The sequence below is a fragment of the Streptomyces sp. DvalAA-43 genome (assembly GCF_900091725.1).
GTDB classification, from domain to species: Bacteria; Actinomycetota; Actinomycetes; order Streptomycetales; family Streptomycetaceae; genus Streptomyces; species Streptomyces pulveraceus.
Window position 1 is genome coordinate 441,568 of the sequence record NZ_FMBW01000044.1, and the last position, 17,131, is coordinate 458,698.

16 protein-coding genes, 1 other RNA gene and 1 pseudogene are annotated in these 17,131 nt (G+C 72.5%); 11 read left to right on the top strand and 7 right to left on the bottom strand.

Translation table 11 applies throughout. The features are described from left to right. Positions 1-8: 8 nt before the first annotated feature. Positions 9-731, bottom strand: coding sequence for an ABC transporter permease (locus GA0115234_RS18820; protein ID WP_093543097.1), 723 nt, complete (start codon positions 729-731; stop codon positions 9-11). Further along, positions 728-1,681 carry an ABC transporter ATP-binding protein gene (locus GA0115234_RS18825; protein WP_176729200.1) on the bottom strand — a complete coding sequence of 318 codons (954 nt, stop codon included), beginning with the start codon at positions 1,679-1,681 and terminating at the stop codon, positions 728-730. The genes GA0115234_RS18820 and GA0115234_RS18825 overlap by 4 nt, the downstream gene beginning before the upstream one ends. 274 nt (positions 1,682-1,955) lie before the next feature. Between GA0115234_RS18825 and GA0115234_RS18830 the strand changes: the two genes are divergently transcribed. The 3 genes from GA0115234_RS18830 to GA0115234_RS18840 all read left to right on the top strand — a co-directional run bounded on the left by GA0115234_RS18830 (position 1,956) and on the right by GA0115234_RS18840 (position 5,006). After that, the gene (locus tag GA0115234_RS18830) at positions 1,956-2,828 is read left to right on the top strand and encodes a MaoC/PaaZ C-terminal domain-containing protein (RefSeq protein ID WP_093543100.1); all 873 of its coding nucleotides are present in this window, start codon (positions 1,956-1,958) and stop codon (positions 2,826-2,828) included. Between the two features lie 118 nt (positions 2,829-2,946). Next, a complete protein-coding gene (locus GA0115234_RS18835) occupies positions 2,947-4,029 on the top strand; it encodes a Zn-dependent alcohol dehydrogenase (protein ID WP_093543102.1) in 1,083 nt (360 codons plus the stop codon). A gap of 35 nt (positions 4,030-4,064) precedes the next feature. Further along, positions 4,065-5,006: a 3-oxoacyl-ACP reductase gene (locus GA0115234_RS18840; protein ID WP_093543104.1), complete on the top strand. Its 942-nt coding sequence runs from the start codon at positions 4,065-4,067 to the stop codon at positions 5,004-5,006. A 373-nt stretch (positions 5,007-5,379) separates the two neighbouring features. Here GA0115234_RS18840 and GA0115234_RS18845 read toward each other — a convergent pair whose 3' ends face one another. Beyond that, positions 5,380-6,633, bottom strand: a complete 1,254-nt coding sequence (locus tag GA0115234_RS18845; RefSeq protein ID WP_093543105.1) for a hypothetical protein — start codon at positions 6,631-6,633, stop codon at positions 5,380-5,382. Positions 6,634-6,843: 210 nt separating this feature from the next. Here GA0115234_RS18845 and GA0115234_RS18850 point away from each other — a divergent pair, with 210 nt between their 5' ends. The 4 genes from GA0115234_RS18850 to GA0115234_RS18865 all read left to right on the top strand — a co-directional run bounded on the left by GA0115234_RS18850 (position 6,844) and on the right by GA0115234_RS18865 (position 10,878). Then, entirely contained in the window at positions 6,844-7,884 is a 1,041-nt protein-coding gene (locus GA0115234_RS18850; protein ID WP_093543107.1) for an ABC transporter substrate-binding protein, read from the top strand. 143 nt (positions 7,885-8,027) lie between these two features. Then, complete coding sequence (locus GA0115234_RS18855) at positions 8,028-8,870, top strand: Nif3-like dinuclear metal center hexameric protein (RefSeq protein ID WP_093543108.1); 843 nt, start codon at positions 8,028-8,030, stop codon at positions 8,868-8,870. Then, complete coding sequence (locus GA0115234_RS18860; RefSeq protein ID WP_202553893.1) at positions 8,867-9,610, top strand: zinc ribbon domain-containing protein; 744 nt, start codon at positions 8,867-8,869, stop codon at positions 9,608-9,610. Before GA0115234_RS18855 ends, GA0115234_RS18860 begins: the two co-directional genes overlap by 4 nt. Beyond that, positions 9,610-10,878, top strand: coding sequence for a bifunctional RNase H/acid phosphatase (locus GA0115234_RS18865; protein WP_093543111.1), 1,269 nt, complete (start codon positions 9,610-9,612; stop codon positions 10,876-10,878). Before GA0115234_RS18860 ends, GA0115234_RS18865 begins: the two co-directional genes overlap by 1 nt. A 134-nt stretch (positions 10,879-11,012) precedes the next feature. On the opposite strand, the gene eda is transcribed toward GA0115234_RS18865, so the two are convergent. Next, positions 11,013-11,633 (bottom strand): bifunctional 4-hydroxy-2-oxoglutarate aldolase/2-dehydro-3-deoxy-phosphogluconate aldolase, encoded by a 621-nt coding sequence (gene eda, locus GA0115234_RS18870; RefSeq protein WP_093543113.1) that lies wholly within the window; start codon positions 11,631-11,633, stop codon positions 11,013-11,015. Positions 11,634-11,730: 97 nt separating this feature from the next. Beyond that, positions 11,731-12,531: a peroxide stress protein YaaA gene (gene yaaA / locus GA0115234_RS18875; protein ID WP_093543114.1), complete on the bottom strand. Its 801-nt coding sequence runs from the start codon at positions 12,529-12,531 to the stop codon at positions 11,731-11,733. A gap of 177 nt (positions 12,532-12,708) precedes the next feature. On the opposite strand from yaaA, the gene GA0115234_RS18880 reads away from it, so the two are divergent. Next, the gene (locus GA0115234_RS18880) at positions 12,709-14,151 is read left to right on the top strand and encodes an RNB domain-containing ribonuclease (protein WP_237541504.1); all 1,443 of its coding nucleotides are present in this window, start codon (positions 12,709-12,711) and stop codon (positions 14,149-14,151) included. Here GA0115234_RS18880 and GA0115234_RS18885 read toward each other — a convergent pair. Beyond that, a complete protein-coding gene (locus GA0115234_RS18885) occupies positions 14,096-14,719 on the bottom strand; it encodes a hypothetical protein (protein WP_093543116.1) in 624 nt (207 codons plus the stop codon). The genes GA0115234_RS18880 and GA0115234_RS18885 overlap by 56 nt on opposite strands. Next, positions 14,716-15,471 (bottom strand): MerR family transcriptional regulator, encoded by a 756-nt coding sequence (locus GA0115234_RS18890; protein ID WP_093543117.1) that lies wholly within the window; start codon positions 15,469-15,471, stop codon positions 14,716-14,718. Before GA0115234_RS18890 ends, GA0115234_RS18885 begins: the two co-directional genes overlap by 4 nt. Before the next feature lie 179 nt (positions 15,472-15,650). Here GA0115234_RS18890 and GA0115234_RS18895 point away from each other — a divergent pair, with 179 nt between their 5' ends. The 3 genes and pseudogenes from GA0115234_RS18895 to GA0115234_RS18905 form a co-directional block, all read left to right on the top strand. Further along, a complete protein-coding gene (locus tag GA0115234_RS18895; protein ID WP_093543119.1) occupies positions 15,651-16,220 on the top strand; it encodes a Uma2 family endonuclease in 570 nt (189 codons plus the stop codon). A 55-nt stretch (positions 16,221-16,275) separates the two neighbouring features. Next, an RNA gene (gene rnpB / locus GA0115234_RS18900) (RNase P RNA component class A) lies at positions 16,276-16,677 on the top strand. A 175-nt stretch (positions 16,678-16,852) separates the two neighbouring features. Beyond that, positions 16,853-17,113, top strand: a pseudogene (locus tag GA0115234_RS18905) (hypothetical protein); the annotation flags it as partial. Positions 17,114-17,131: the final 18 nt, after the last annotated feature.

Below are 17,131 nucleotides of genomic sequence, written 5' to 3' on the forward strand. Positions count from 1 at the left end.
CTCCCCCGTCACACGGTCCTTGCGGACCGACGGTACGAGATCACGGCGTACGCACCGAACAGCAGGAGCCATCCGCAGAGCACCGCGATGGTGCCGGTGCCGGGTGCGTGTCCCTCGGTGGTCGCCCAGCCCAGGTCGGCGAAGCGGTTGGCCGGGGTGAACCTGCCGATGGAGCGCAGCCACCCGGGCAGCAGTTCCAGCGGGAACCACAGCCCGCCGACGATCGCGAAGCCCATCAGACAGGCCACGTTGACCACGCCGGTGCTCTGCGGGGTCAGCCGGTAGCCGTTGCCGAGGCCGAGCAGGGTGAACGGCAGCGCGCCGATCCACAACAGCAGCACCAGCGTGATCCACTGCCAGACGTCCAGTCGCACCCCGTTGACCAGCCCGCCGGCCAGCAGCACCGTCAGGATCGTCGGCAGGACCGTCACCGAACCGCTGATCGCGCGGCCCACGACCGCCCGCGAAGGGGCGAGCGGGGTGACCCGCAGCTGTTCCAGCCAGCCGAGCTGCTTGTCGGAGGCCACACCCGTACCGATCGACATGGCGGAGCTCAGCGCCCCGTACGCGGCGATGCCGACCATCGAGGCGGTCTTCCAGCCGTCGACGCCCCCGCCGCCGCCGATGTTGGTGAAGAGCAGGTACATCATCACCGGCATCCCGGTCCCGAAGATCAGGAAGGAGCCGTCGCGCAGGGTCCGGCGGATTTCGAGCACGATGTAGCGGGTCATCGGACGGTCTCCGTCTCGGAAGCGGGTACGGGCACGGCGGCGGCCGGAGCCGTGAGGGCGAGGAAGGCGTCCTCCAGCGTGGCCCGGGAGACCTGGAGGCCGCGGATCGCGTCGAGGCGGGCCAGCTCGCGCACGGTGGCGTCCGAGTCGTCGGTGCGCAGCAGCGCCCGGTCCCCGGAGACCTCCACGGCGATGACGCCGGGCAGCAGCTCCAGGCCCTCGGCCGGCCCGCCCGCCAGGTCGAAGGAGACGAGGCTGCTGCCGGCCGAACCCCTGATCGCGTCGCCGGAGCCGTCCGCGACGATCCGGCCCCGGTCGACGACGACGATCCGGTCGGCGTTCTCGTCGGCCTCCTCCAGGTAGTGGGTGGAGAACAGGACGGTGTTGCCGCGCCGGGCGTAGGCCCGCATCGACTCCCAGAACGTGCGGCGCGCCTCCACGTCCAGGGCGGCGGTCGGCTCGTCCAGGACGATCAGCTCCGGATTGCCGGCCAGCGCGACGGCGAAGCGGACGCGCTGGGTCTGGCCGCCGGAGAGCTTGTCGATGCGCCGGTTCGCGTATGCGCTCACACCCGCCAGGGCGAGCGCCTCGGCCACCGGCATCGGCCTCGGGTAGGTCGAGGCGACGAAGGCGATCAGCTCGCGGACGGTGACCCGCTGGATGGGCCGCCCGTCCTGGAGCATGGCCCCGACCAGGCCGTCCAGTACCGCGCGCTCGGCGGTCCGGCCCAGCACCCGCACCGTGCCGGAGTCCGGCCGGTCGAGGCCCAGCAGCAGCCGGATGGTGGTGGATTTTCCCGCGCCGTTGCGGCCGAGCAGGGCGACGGTCTCGCCGCGTCCGATGGACAGGTCGATCCCGTCCACGGCCCGCACGACACCCCCCGCCCGGCCGAAGGTCTTGACCGCCCCGGTGAGGACCACCGCGGCTTCGTTCCCCGTTGTCCGTCTCATGGGAACGACGCTACGAGGGCGCCGGGGGACCGGGCAGAGGTGTGTGTACGGACTTCGTCATGACATATGTCATGGCCGGGTACCGCCCCACGGAGGAATCTGACGCCACGTCAGCAGCAGTCTTCACAACGGCTGGGCGCTGCGTTATACATGGGTTCATCGGCTAGAACGCGTTCTAGAACAGGCGTCGCGGCCGGTCCCGCGCGACCTCGGTGCGGCCGACGGTGCGGACGGCCGCGCCGAGGTCTCCCCACCATCAAGGAGCGGCTCTCCCATGCCCATTGATGCCGAAAAGGCTCTCGCCGCCGAACCCCGTTCCACCCGGATCGGCTGGGACCACAAGGATGTCCAGCTCTACCACCTCGGGATCGGCGCCGGCTCCGACCCGGACCGTGCCGACCCCGCCGTCGACCCCCACGAGCTGCGCTACACACTGGAGTCCCGGCTCCAGGTGCTGCCCTCCTTCGCCACCGTCGCGGGCGCGGGCATGGGCGGCTTCGGCGGACTCGCCGCGCCCGGCATCGACATCGACCTCGCCGCCGTCCTGCACGGCGGGCAGAGCGTACGGGTGCACCGGCCGATCCCGGTGCGGGGCAGCGCCGTACAGACCTCGAAGATCGCCGCGGTGTACGACAAGGGCAAGGCGGCCGTGCTGGTGCTGCGCAGCGAGGCCGCCGACGACGAGGGCCCGCTGTGGACCAACGACGCCCAGATCTACGTCCGGGGCGAGGGCGGCTTCGGCGGTGAACGCGGACCCTCCGAGCGGGTCGCGTATCCCGAGACCGCCCCGGACCACAGCGTGCGGCGGCCCGTCCGGCCGGACCAGGCGCTGCTGTACCGCCTCTCCGGGGACTGGAACCCGCTGCACGCCGACCCGGAATTCGCCGCGCGCGCCGGTTTCGACCGGCCGATCCTGCACGGACTGTGCACCTACGGCATCACGCTCAAGGCCGTCACCGACACGGTCCTCGGCGGCGATGTGACCCGTATCCGCTCCTACCGCACCCGGTTCGCCGGGATCGTCTTCCCCGGCGAGACCCTGAGCATCGGGATGTGGACCGCGGAGAACCAGGTACGGGTCGAAGTGAGGGCCGTGGAGCGGGACAACGCCATGGTCCTCGGCGACACCTTCGTCGACCACTCCTGAACCTGACCTCTCCTGACCCCGACCTCTCCTGAACTCGAACACGCCTGAAAAAGAACGAGAACCGACACCAAGAGGACCACCGGCCCACGTTCCACCGGCCCATGAGGGGAGCCGCACCATGCGCGCAGCCGTACTGCACGAGATCGGCCAGGACAAACTGGAGGTCCTCGACGACGTCGAGGCGGTGGGCTTCGGCCCCGGCAAGGTCAGGCTCCGTATCAGGGCCACCGGGCTCTGCCACTCCGACATCTCCGCGATGAACGGGGTACTGCCACAGCCCGCCCCGTTCATCCCGGGCCACGAGGGCGCCGGTGAGGTCCTGGACGTCGGTGACGGCGTCACCGGGCTGAGCGCGGGGGACAGGGTGCTGGTCTGCTGGCTGCCCGCCTGCGGGGCGTGTCCGTCCTGCAAGCGTGGCCAGACCCAGCTCTGCCTGGCGGGCTTCATGAACGCGGGCACCCCCAACTTCAAGCGCTCCGGCGGAAGTTCCGACGTATTCGGCTTCGCGGGCACCGGCACCTTCACCGAGGAGGTCGTCGTCGGCGCGGGCTGCGCGGTGCCGATCCCCGACGACGTGCCGTTCGAGATCGCCGCGCTGATCGGCTGCGGGGTGACCACCGGACTCGGCGCGGCCATCAACACCGCACAGGTGGAGGCGGGTTCGTCGGTGGCCGTGATCGGCTGCGGCGGCGTCGGCATCTCCACGATCCAGGGCGCCAGGGTGCAGGGCGCCGCCCAGATCGTGGCCGTGGACCCGGTCGCCTCCCGGCGCGAGGCGGCCCTGCGGTTCGGCGCGACCGAGGCGGTGTCGCCCGACGAGTTCGCCGACGCCAAACAGCGGGTCACCGCGGGCGAGGGCTTCGACTACGTCTTCGAGGTCGTCGGCAAGTCGGCCACCGCACGCACCGCGTACGAGAACACCCGGCGCGGCGGCACCCTGTGCATCGTCGGCGCGGGCGCGATGGACGACAACTTCCAGGTCAACATGTTCGAGCTGTTCTTCGACGAGAAGCGGATCCTGCCCTCCATGTACGGCGGAGGCGATGTGCTCCGCTCGTACGAACGGGCCATCGCGCTCTGGCGGGCCGGCCGGATCGACCTCGAATCGATGATCACCCACCGGGTGCGGCTCGACGGGATCAACGACGCACTCGACCAGATGCGGACCGGCGAGTCGCTGCGCACCTGCATCGAGCTCTGACCACCGCCCCTCCCGAGAGGACTGGAGAGATTCCGATGTCACTTCCCCTGGACGGCAGGTCCGCGATCGTCACCGGTGCGGGCCGCGGCCTCGGCCGCGCCGAAGCGCTGGAACTGGCGCGGCTGGGCGCGTCCGTGGTCGTCAACGACTACGGGCAGCCGGGCCGCGACGGCTCCGGCGAGGCGTCCGCGACTCCCGCCGAGGAGGTCGCCGAGGAGATCCGGGCCGCGGGCGGCCGGGCGATCGCCCACCTCGGCGACGTCTCCGACCACGAACAGGCCCGCGCCCTGGTGGAGCTGGCCGTCGACACCTACGGAAAGCTCGACATCCTGGTCAACAACGCGGGCATCCTGCGCGACCGGATGATCTTCTCGATGACGGAGGACGAGTGGGACTCCGTCATCAGGGTCCACCTCAAGGGTCACTTCAACACCACGCACTTCGCCGCCGCCCACTGGCGCGCCCGCTCCAAGGCGTCCGGCGGCCCGGTTCACGGCCGGATCGTCAACACCTCGTCGGAGGCGTTCCTGGCCGGTTCGGCGGGCCAGCCGAACTACGCGGCGGCCAAGGGCGGCATCGTCGGCCTCACCACCTCCACGGCCCTGGCCCTGGCCCGGTACGGGGTCACCGCCAACGTCATCTGCCCGCGGGCCCGCACCCGGATGACCGAGGACGTCTTCGCGGGCTTCCAGGAGCCTGCGGACGGCCGGCTCGACGCGCTCGCCCCCGAGCATGTCGCGCCGCTGGTCGGCTATCTGGCCTCGCCTGCCGCCGCCAAGGTCAACGGGCAGCTGCTCGTGGTGCACGGCGGGATGGTCGCGATCGTCGAACGCCCCAGGGTCGTGGCGAAGTTCGACTCCTCGAAGGAGACGTTCTCCTTCGACGAACTGGACGAGCTGGTCTCGCCGTACTACGAGGACCGCCCGCCGAACGAGACCTTCGCCGCGGCGGAGGTGCTCGGGCTCAAGCGGGGCTGACGAGGACGCCGGGGGAAACGGGCGGGCCCCGGCGGCCGTTTCCGGCTGCCGGGGCCCACCCGTCCCCCGTCGCTGTACCGCGCGGTCAGGCCGCCCGGCGGTCCCCCTCGGAGGGGCGGCGGTGGCGGCCGTGCGGCTCTGCAGACGTGTCGTCCATCGACTCACCCCCTCGGTGCTTTCCGTAGCCGCCGGCTTCGGCCCGGTCCGCGTCCTGCGGACGCGTCTGGGTCGGGTCGGTTCGGGCTTGAGACATGTGGGAAGTCACCCCGTTGCGATCGCTTACGTGTGTGTCACCAGGCCGATCGCCAACCGCGACACGGAGCGGTCACCGCAGGCGACCGCCGGGTACGGCTGCGTAGCCCGGGTCCAGATTTTAACCAGGCGTCATGCGCCCCGTGAGAGGCGCCTGTCCCAGTGGAACCGGCTTGCACACGGATAGAGGCGCGGTGGCGCCGGACGGTTGCATACCGCTTTCCGCACCGGCTTCCGCGCCGGGTTCCGCCGACGCCGGTACGCAGGGTTCGTCGTCCACCGGCGCCTCCAGCAGCGCCACCCCGCACGCCACGTTCCCGTCGGCGTACGGCAGCCTGAGCACACCGTCCCGGGCCCACACCCCGCGGCCGGCCTGCCACCCCTCGGGGGCGGCGAACTGATGCAGCCGCCGCCCCGCCGGGCGCCACACCCCGACCCAGCTGCCCGCCGCCCCGTCGATCCGCAGCGCCACCGCGCAGCTCTCCGGCGTCAGCACCTGGCCCGGCTGCACGGCGAACGGCGTCACCGCCACATCGGCCGGGCGCAGGCACTCCGGGAAGCGCACCGGCAGACAGCTGCCGAGCACACCCCACCCCAGCCGGTCGTGCCCCGGCGCGTCCGAGCGGAGCAGCAGCAGTCCGCTGTCCGGGTCGGCGAGCAGCAGCCGGTCGTTGCTGTCCGGTGCGATCTGGAGGAGCGGCGTCACCTCGCCGCCCCGCTCCAGGTCCACGGCGACCGCCTTGACCGGGCCGCCGCCCGGCATCTCCCGGTCCAGGGCCAGCATCCGGCCCGCCCGGTCCAGCCAGACGCCACCGGAGCAGCGCCCCGGAACCTCCGCGACCGGCTCGGGGCCGAAGGCGCCGCCCGCCACCTGCCAGACGGAGGTGGAGTGCGCACCGGCCGACAGCGCGTACGCGCTCACCCCGTCCGGCGACGGCGGCAGCAGGGTCAGATCCGGGCAGGCCACGGCGCCGAGCGGGAGTTCACCGGTCCCGGGGCCGGTCGGGTAGAGCAGCGACACCGTGTGCCGGTCCGCGACCCGGCGCCGGATCAGCACCCGCCCGTCGGCCAGCGGCAGCACCTCGGAGTCCGGCTCCTCCGGCTGGTCGAGGGGGAGCGGTACGGCGTAGGGCTCGGGCCCGTCGAGCGTCCAGCGCTCCACGAACCACGCCCCGCCGCCCTCGTCGGACGCCTCCGCCGCCACGTCCGCGAGCGCGAGCCGGGCCGCGTACGAACCGTCCGCGGCGATCGTGAACACGGGCGCGACGGGGGGCGCCCCGAGGGGCGTGGCGGGGCCGTCCGGTCCGTCCGGCAGGCCGTCCCCGGCGGTCCCGGTCGCCCCCGCGGTCCCGTTCTCGATGGCACAGGCAGTCATGGCTGGTCACCTCCGGTAACCGAAGGTAGTTTTCGCACTTCCTGCCGGACAACGCGAGACCCACCACTTCACACATAAGGGTGGCGATGCCCGGGTTCGCCTGTGGGGGAGGGGGTGGCTGTGCTGGTCATGAGACCAATGAGTAAGGTTAGGCAGCCCTAAGCACTATTGGTGTGTTCGTCGCAACCTTCGTCACAACTGGAGCAAGAGATGTCCCTTCGTCGCCGCGGTACCGCCGCAGTCGGCCTGGCGGTGGCCGCCGCCCTTTCCCTCTCCGCCTGCGGGAGCGACGACGGGGGCTCCGGCGGCTCGGCCAAGTCCGACGGCGGCGACAAGAAGGCGGCCGTCGCCACGGGCGGCAAGGACTTCGGTGACGCCGCGAAGAAGACGGCGGCGTACGGGACGGACGCCAAGGCCGGACAGTTCCCCCGCACTCTCACCCACGCCATGGGCAAGACGGAGATCAAGTCCGCCCCCAAGCGTGTGGTCGTGCTGGACGTCGGCGAGTTCGACAACGTCGTGTCGCTGGGTGTGAAGCCGGTCGGCTACGCCCCCTCCGAGGGCGACGCGGCCATTCCCTCGTACCTGAAGAAGGACGCGGGCGACCCCAAGAACGTCGGCACGATCAACAACCTCAACCTTGAGGCGATCGCCGGCCTGAAGCCCGACCTGATCCTCGGCAGCCAGCTGCGCGCCGCCGACAAGTACGACGCGCTCTCCAAGATCGCGCCGACCGTGTTCTCCATCCGTCCGGGCTTCACCTGGAAGGAGAACTACCTCCTCAACGCCGCCGCGCTGGACCGGACGGCCAAGGCGGAGAGCGAGCTCGGCGCATACGAGGCGAAGGCCAAGAAGCTCGGCGAGGACATCGGCCCGAAGAAGCCGACCATCTCCATGGTCCGCTACCTGCCGGACCGCATCCGCCTCTACGCCAAGGCCTCCTTCATCGGCACCATCCTTGAGGACACCGGTCTGCCCCGGCCCAAGAACCAGCAGATCGACGACCTCGCCGCCGAGATCAGCCCGGAGAAGATCGACGAGGCCGACGCCGACTGGATCTTCACCGGCGTCTACGGCGACGTGAAGGCCACCAAGCGCGACACCACCCAGGCCAACCCGCTGTGGAAGAACCTCAAGGCCGTCAAGGAGGGCCGGGCGAAGGACGTCTCCGACGAGACCTGGTACCTCGGCCTCGGTGTCACGGCGGCCGACCTGGTCCTCGACGACCTCCGCGCCGACCTCGTGAAGTAGTCCTCGGCGGCCTCGTGAAGCGACGGTCGCGAGCGGGCCGTGGCCGGCCTCGTGAAGCGACGGGTGCCGAGCAGGCTGTGGCGGTCCGCACGGACTGCCACAGCCCTGGGCGACGGGGTACGGCGGGCAGGTAGCCTTTGCTTGTGCCCCGTCTGTCTGATGTCCTCGCCGAGCTCGACGCTCTCTGGCCGCCCGAGCGGGCCGAAGGCTGGGACGCGGTCGGTACCGTCTGCGGAGACCCGGACGCCGTCGTCGACCGCGTGCTCTTCGCCGTCGACCCCGTCCACGAGATCGCCGACGAGGCGATCCGGCTCGGCGCCCAGCTGATCGTCACCCACCACCCCCTTTATCTGCGGGGTACGACGACGGTCGCGGCCGACACCTTCAAGGGCCGCGTCGTGCACACCCTCATCAAGCACGACATCGCGCTGCACGTCGCCCACACCAACGCAGACACCGCCGACCCGGGCGTCTCCGACGCCCTGGCCGGCGCGCTCGACCTGCGCGTCGAGGGCCCGCTCGTACCGGACCCGTCCGACCCCGGGGGCCGACGCGGCCTCGGCCGGATCTGCGTGCTCGACCACCCCGAGACCCTGGCCGAGTTCGCCGCCCGCGCGGCCGCCCGGCTGCCCGCCACCGCGCAGGGTATCCGGCTCGCCGGCGACCCCTCGGCGACGGTGCGCACCGTCGCCGTCAGCGGCGGCTCCGGCGACAGCCTCTTCGACGCGGTGCGCGCCGCGGGCGTCGACGCCTTCCTCACCGCCGACCTGCGCCACCACCCGGCCTCCGAAGCCGTCCAGCAATCCCCGCTGGGCCTGATCGACGCCGCGCACTGGGCCACCGAGTGGCCCTGGTGCGAACAGGCCGCGGCCCAGCTCGACGCGATTTCCGACCGCCACGGATGGGACCTGCGGGTCCATGTCTCGAAGCAGGTCACCGACCCCTGGACCACCACCACCCACCACTCTTCTGGAGCCCCCAACTGAACGCCGCGCCCGCCGACCAGATCCGACTTCTCGACGTCCAGGCCCTCGACGTACGCCTGTCGCAGCTCGCGCACCGGCGCAAGTCGCTGCCCGAGCACGCCGAGATCGAGTCGCTCACCAGCGACCTCGCGCAACTGCGCGACCTGCTGGTCGCCTCGCAGACCGAGGAGAGCGACACCGCCCGCGAGCAGACCAAGGCGGAGCAGGACGTCGACCAGGTGCGCCAGCGCGCCGCCCGCGACCAGCAGCGTCTCGACTCCGGCGCGGTCACCTCGCCGAAGGACCTGGAGAGCCTCCAGCGCGAGATCACCTCGCTGGCCAAGCGCCAGGGCGACCTGGAGGACGTCGTCCTCGAAGTGATGGAGCGCCGCGAGTCCGCCCAGGAGCGCGTCACCGAGCTGTCCGACCGGGTCTCCGCCGTCCAGGCCAAGGCCGACGACGCGACCGCCCGCCGCGACGCCGCGACCAAGGAGCTCGACGAGCAGGCCGCGACCGTCACCAAGGAGCGCGAGGTCGTCGCCGGTTCCGTCCCCGCGGACCTGCTGAAGCTGTACGACAAGCTCCGCGTCCAGCAGGGCGGGGTCGGCGCCGCCCGCCTCTACCAGCGCCGCTGCGAGGGCTGCCGCCTCGAACTGAACATCACCGAGGTCAACGACGTGAAGGCGGCCTCCCCGGACACCGTCCTGCGCTGCGAGAACTGCCGTCGCATCCTGGTCCGTACGGCGGAGTCGGGCCTGTAATGACCCAGCCGCGCCAGTTCGTCATCGAGGCCGACGGCGGATCCCGGGGCAACCCCGGACCCGCCGGATACGGAGCGGTCGTCATCGACCCGGTGACGGGCGAGACCCTCGCCGAGGCCGCCGAGTACATCGGCGTCGCGACGAACAACGTCGCCGAGTACAAGGGCCTCATCGCGGGCCTGCGGGCGGCGAAGGCGCTGGTGCCGGACGCCTCGGCCGACGGCGCGCTCCGGGTACGGGTCCGGATGGACTCCAAGCTGGTCGTGGAACAGATGTCGGGCCGCTGGAAGATCAAGCACCCCGACATGAAGCCGCTCGCCGCGGAGGCCGCCAGGATCCTGCCGGCCTCCGCCGTCACGTACGAGTGGATCCCGCGCGAGAAGAACAAGCACGCCGACCGGCTCGCCAACGAGGCGATGGACGCGGGCAAGCGCGGCGAGCAGTGGGAGCCGTCCGCGTCCACGGCCGCCCTCGACACCCCCCGGCCCTCGGCCACCGCCGGCCTGCCTCCGGTGTCCGGCCCGCCCGGCGACGCGGCGGCGGGCGCGGCGAAGGCCCGCGCGGCCCTGGCCTCCCGGCCGGGAGCGGCCGCCAAGGCCCCCAAGACGGCGCCTCAGGTCGGCTGGGGCGCGGCGCCCGATCTCGGCGCGCCCGCCACCTTCGTCCTGCTCCGGCACGGTGAGACGGCCCTCACCCCCGAGAAGCGGTTCTCGGGCAGCGGCGGCAGCGACCCCGAACTCTCCGCGGCCGGCCGCCACCAGGCCGACCGCATCGCCCGGTCGCTGGCCGAGCGCGGCACGATCGAGGAGATCGTCAGCTCCCCACTGCGCCGCTGCCGCGAGACGGCGGCCGCGGTGGCGGCCCGGCTCGGCCTGGAGGTCCGGATCGAGGACGGCCTGCGCGAGACGGACTTCGGCGCCTGGGAGGGCCTGACCTTCGCCGAGGTGCGTGAGCGCTACGGCCCCGACCTGGACGCCTGGCTGGCCTCCGCGAAGGCGGCCCCCACCGGCGGCGGCGAGAGCTTCGCCGAGGTCGCCCGCCGGGTGGCGGCCGCCCGCGACCGCCTCACCGCCCGCCACGCGGGCCGTACGGTCCTCCTGGTCACCCATGTGACGCCGATCAAGACCCTGGTCCGCCTGGCCCTCGGCGCCCCGCCGGAAGCCATGTTCCGGATGGAGCTCTCGGCGGCCTCGGTCTCGGCGGTGGCGTACTACGCGGACGGCAACGCGTCGGTCCGCGTGCTGAACGACACCTCGCACCTGCGGTAGGGCCGGTCGTCGGATCGTGCCCGCGGTAGGGCCGTTCGCCGGGCTGCCGTCCGCCGCGCGACGTCCGGTCCGCACGCTCGCGGCATCGCCGGACCTGCCCGGCGGACCGGGGCCGCCGGGGCCGGGCGGGGGCGTCAGCCGCGCAGCGCCGCCGCCTCGCCCGCCAGCCGCTCCACCCGCGCCCAGTCCTTCGCCGCGACCGCGTCCGCCGGGATCATCCAACTGCCGCCCACGCAGCCGACGTTGGGCAGTGCCAGATAGGACGGGGCGGAGCCCGGGGAGATGCCGCCCGTCGGGCAGAAGCGGGCCTGCGGCAGCGGTGCGGAGAGCGCCTTCAGATACGCCGTGCCGCCGGCCGCCTCGGCCGGGAAGAACTTCATCTCGGTGACCCCGCGCTCCAGCAGCGCGACCACCTCGGACGTCGTGGAGACCCCCGGCAGGAACGGCACCCCCGACGCCTTCATCGCCTCCAGCAGGCTGTCCGTCCAGCCGGGGCTGACCAGGAACCGGGCCCCCGCGGCGACGGTGTCGGTGACATTCCGTACGGAGATCACCGTGCCGGCCCCGACCACCGCGTCCGGCACCTCGGCGGCGATCGCCGCGATCGCGTCCAGCGCCGCGGCGGTGCGCAGCGTCACCTCGATGGCCGGGAGCCCGCCCGCGACCAGGGCCCGCGCGAGCGGCACCGCGTCGGCTGCGTCCTCCAGGACGACTACGGGCACGACGGGGGCGAGGTCCAGCACAGAGGAGGTCATGGGCTCATCTTGCCGCGACGCATGCACCGTACGCAACGAGCGTTGCGTATGGTGCAACGTGAGGGGCTCGGTGCCCCGGCCGTGGCCCGCCGACGGCTCAGTGGATCTCCGTCACCACGACATCGAGCGCCCACGGCCGGCCGGCCCGTACCGGAGCTTCGGCCTCCACCACGTACCCGAGCCCGCGCAGGGTCTCCACCAGCTCCGCCGGCCCCTTCGGCCGTGCGCCGGAGACCAGCAGATCGCGGACCATCCGCCCCTTCGTCGCCTTGTTGAAGTGGCTGACCACCGACCGCTTCTCCACCCCGTCCACCAGCTGGGAGTGCAGCACCCGCACGCTCGCCGTGCGCTGCGCCAGCTCGCCCTTCGGCTTCCAGGCCGCCGTGTAGGCGGAGGACCGCAGATCCAGGACGAGCCCGTCCCCGGCCGCCTCCGGCATCACCCGCGCCATCGGGTCGCGCCAGTACGCCCCGAGCGCGCCCAGACCCGGCAGCTTCACCCCCATCGAGCAGCGGTACGAAGGAATCCGGTCGCCCACCCGCACGGCGCCCCACAGCCCGGAGAAGACCAGCAGCGACTTCCCGGCCCGCCGCTTGGCCGCCGCGTCCAGGGAGGCCAGGTCCAGCGCGTCGTACAGCACCCCCGTGTAGATCTCCCCGGCCGGACGCGTCCCGGCCGTGCGCAGCTCCACGTTCTTCGCGATCTCGCCGCGCAGCCCCTCGCTCAGCCCGAGCACCTCGCGGGCCTTCTCCTGGTCCGCCGCGCACAGCTCGACCAGCTCGTCGAGGACCGCCGCCCGCGCCCCGGCCAGCCCCGGCAGCGAGAGCGACTCCGGCTTCAGGGGCGCCCCCCGCCCCGAGGCGGCCTTGCCTTCGGAGGGCGGCAACAGCACGAGCACGGTGGTTCTCCTTCGTACGCACAGGAGGGGCAGGACCAGGCCCCCGCGCCAGCGTACGGGCACACCGGGACCGGCCGGACCGCCACCCGGACCGCGACCGGGACCGGCCGGACCGCCACCCGCCCCCACCCGACCGCCCGGGATGCCGCCCGCCCCGCCCCGCCATACGCTCGGTCCATGCCCCGCCGCCATCTCCGTATGACCGGGCCGGCCGACACCCCGCTGAGGGCGTCCCTGCGCACCCTGCGCACCGGGCTCGGCTTCCGCGACGCCTTCCCGCCCGAGGTCCTCGCCGAGGCGGAGCGGGCGGCGAAGGACCCGGCGGTGGCGGACCACGAGGACGCGACGGACCTGCCGTTCCTCACCATCGACCCGCCCGCCTCGGCCGACCTCGACCAGGCCATGTACCTGGAACGCCGCCGACGCGGCTACCGGGTCCACTACGCCATCGCCGACGTCGCCGCCTTCGTACGCCCCGGCGGCGCGCTCGACACCGAGGCCCACCGCCGGGTGACGACCCTCTACTTCCCCGACGGCAACGTGCCGCTCCACCCCACCCTGCTCTCCGAGGGCGCCGCCAGCCTCCTGCCGGGGCGGACCCGCCCAGCCGTGCTCTGGCGGATCGACCTCGACCCCGAGGGCGCCGCCGTCGCCACCTCGGTGCGCCGGGCCCTCGTCCGCAGCCGCGCCAAACTCGACTACGCGGGCGTCCAGCGGCAGATCGACACCGGCACGGCCGAGGAACCCCTGGCCCTGCTCCGCGAGATCGGACGGCTCCGCGAGGAACAGGAGATCGCCCGCGGCGGCATCTCCCTCAACGTGCCCGAGCAGGAGATCGTCGAACGCGACGGCGGCTACGGCCTCGAATACCGCGCCCCGCTGCCCGCCGACGGCTGGAACGCCCAGCTCTCCCTGCTGACCGGCATGGCCGCCGCCCGCCTCATGGCCGAGACCGGCACCGGTATCCTGCGCACCTTGCCGGTCGCCCCGGACGGCGCCGTGGCCCGGCTCCGCCGCTCCGCCGAGGCGCTGCACATCGACTGGCCGCACCATGTCCCGTACGCCCAGGTCGTCCGCTCCCTCGACCCGAGGCGGGCCGACCACGCCGCGTTCCTCCAGGAGTGCACCACCCTGCTGCGCGGCGCCGGCTACACCGTCTTCGGCCACGGCGAACTCCCCACCCTCGCCGTCCACGCCGCCGTCGCCGACCTCTACACGCACTGCACCGCCCCGCTGCGCCGGCTCGTCGACCGGTACGCGGCCGAGCTGTGCCTCGCCGCCGTGGCGGAGCAGGACCCGCCCGAGTGGGTACGCGCCGCGCTGCCCGCCCTGCCGAAGGAGATGGCGGAGGGGACCGGGCGGGCCAACACCGTCGAGCGCGAGTGCGTCGACCTGGTCGAGGCCGCACTGCTCAAGGACCGGGTCGGCGAGATCTTCGACGCCTACGTGGTCGACGTGTCGGAGCGGGAACCCACCACCGGCACCGTCCACATCGACGATCCGGCCGTCGTCGCCCGGATCGAGAGCGGCGACGCGAGGCTCCCGCTGGGGGAGCGGCTGCGGGTCAGGCTGGCCCGCGCGGATCCTGGTTCGGCGAAGGTGCTCTTCGCCCCCGTGTGAGCGCGGCCACGGCCGCGCCCGGATCGTCGGCGTGGAACCGGACCACCCGCGCCCGCCCCCGCTTCCCCAGCGGCCGCACGAACTCCACCGGAGCGGCCAGCTCCACGGTCACGGTGGTCTGCCCGCCGACGACGACATCGAGCACCCCGTCCGCGCCCGGCCGCACCGGACCGCCCTCGGGAAAGCGCCGCTCGACCCGCGCCCCGACGACGGTACCGGCGGGAATCCGCAGATCGAACAGCCCGCCGTAGCGGATCCGCAGCGCGCCGTCGGCGTCCACCACATGCGGCCGGGTCACGCACGCGGCCTGCATTCCCAGGACGAACACCACCCCGTACACATCGAGTACGAGCAGCACCCCGTGCACGACCGGCCACGGGACCAGCAGCGCCAGCATCACCGTCTCGACCACGGAGACGAACAGCAGCCCGTACATCATCGCCGTCTGCGGCCCGGTGTACGGGACGGCGAGCGCTCCCTCGGGTACGGCGTGACGCCGCCGCAGCACCCACAGCCCGAGACTGTGCAGGGCACGCGCCTCGTGCCGGACGAAACGCCGCGCACTCATCCCGCCGCCCTCCCCGCCGTCCTCTCCGCCACGCGTTCCGCCAGGGCCGCCATCACCCGGCGCACCACCTCGGCCTGCGCGGGCGCGTAGTCGTCGAGCAGCGCCTCACCCAGTCCCGTCATCACCGGCCCGTCCGAGGGGATCGCCGCCAGCACCTCGTCCGGCACGGCAGCCCCCAGCTCGGCGGCGAGCGGAGCGATCCGGGCATCGTCCACGGCCGCCCCCGCCAGCGCGTCCAGCCGTTCGTACAACGCGTGCAGCGCCGGGTCCGCGGCCAGCGGCGCCAGGGCGGCGTAGACCTCGCCGCCGACACCGGTGGTGTCCAGCAGTACGAGATGCTCACGGTCCTTGGCAGCCATGGGAGACCCGGTCACCGGCGCCGTACCCAGCAACTCCGCGAGGGCGGGCGACACGGGCCCCTCGGCGCAGACCGGCCCGTCCAGCAACCGCGCCAGCCGACGCCGCCGCTCCCGGATCCCGCGCTCCTGCCGGGCCAGATCCGCGTCCAGCCCGGCCAGCACCTCCATGAGCTCGTGCCCCGCCGCGTCGGCGAGCACGTCCCGCACCTCGTCCAGCCCGAGCCCCAGCTCCGTGAGCCGCCGGATCCGGGCCAGCACCACGGCGTCCCGCACGCTGTAGACGCGGTAGCCGTTGGCCCGGCGTCCGGGCTCGGGCAGCAGCCCGATGTGGTGGTAGTGCCGGATCGCCCGCGAGGTGACCCCGACGAGCGCGGCTATCTCTCCGATGCGCATGGAGCCAGTAGAAACCTTGACGCTGCGGCAGGGTCAAGCGCGCACCGCGCCTCTCCGTATCCGACAACTCCGCACCCGTCTGTGCCACGATCGAGGCGCGTACTCCCATCTCACGGACGGCGGGTCCATCGATGTCGCAATCCGGCGAGCGACCGAGGAAGGGGCGTGACATGACTGCCATGCCGCATGAGCTGCTCACGCAGGCGGACGTCCTGCTGGAGGGCTTCTTGGCGCTGGATCCGCCGGAGGGCTTCCGGGCCGAGCTGATCGAGGGGGAAATTGTCGTGACGCCGCCGCCGGACGGGGACCACGAGGACTGCATCAGCCTGATCATGAAGCAGGTGATCAGGCTGGCCCGGACCGATATGGACTTTTCCGGGAACAAGGGGCTGAAGCTGGTAAGCGGCGGACGTTGTCCCAAGAACCACGTCATCCCCGGCGGCACCTTCGCCCCCACCGAGCTGCGTCTGTACCGGGGAGCGGAACCCTGGATGCCGTGTGTCGGGGTGGCCCTCGTCGTCGAGGTCACCTCGACCAAGCCGCGGGCAGACCGCGCGGACAAGCGCCACTGCTACGCCCGCGGCCCCATCCCGCTCTACCTCCTGGTCGACCGGGAGCAGTCCTCGCTGACGCTGTTCAGCGACCCGGAGGGCGATGACTACCGCCAGCACTGCACGGTCCCGTTCGGCAAGCGGCTCGCGCTCCCGGCACCGTTCGCCTTCGACCTGGAGACCGAGGAACTCATCTGAACCCGGCCCCGATCGGCCGCCCCCGCCGGACGGGTAGCATGGTCGGCACGGCAGACGAGCCGGGCGGACGGCCGCGTGGGGATCCTCGGATCTCCCCGAGGAACGTCCGGGCTCCACAGGGCAGGGTGATGGCTAACGGCCACCCGGGGTGACCCGCGGGACAGTGCCACAGAAAACAGACCGCCGGGGACTTCGGTCCTCGGTAAGGGTGAAACGGTGGTGTAAGAGACCACCAGCGCCTGAGGTGACTCAGGCGGCTAGGTAAACCCCACCCGGAGCAAGGTCAAGAGGGGCCGTCGCAAGACGGCCCTGCGCGAATGATCGAGGGCTGCCCGCCCAAGTTCGCGGGTAGACCGCACGAGACCGGCAGCAATGCCGGTCCTAGATGGATGGCCGTCTCCCCGGCCGCCGCGAGGCGACCGGGCGACAGAACCCGGCGTATAGCCCGACTCGTCTGCCGCTCAGGGCCCATGACCTGCGTATTCGCAGATCGCGGGCCCTTTCGTATGGATCGGCCGGCCTTGCCTCACCCCGTTGTCGTGCCGGTTCGAACCGGACCTCACGGATGCGAAGGCAGCCGTGTTCCGTGGCTCCGGAGTCGGGCGTTGGCGGGACCGGGGAGAGCTCCGGTTCAGCCGCCCGCCTGGGAGGAGCGCGAGGCTGCCGCCGCTGTGTGCGGACAGGTGCGCGACTTCATCAGGATCAGCGAAGGGCACGCCGCACGGCTCACCCGTGAGCAGAAGGGCCGCTTCGTCGCGATCTGCTGGACCGCTCAGATGTTCAAGCACTTCAAGGAACCGAAGCCCGGGTACGTCGCCGACTGGGCCGACTTGCCGTCCTGGCGGCAGGAGACGGACTCGGACATCTTCGAGGGCATTGAGCAGACCGTCTGAGCCGTCCGGCGCCGAGCA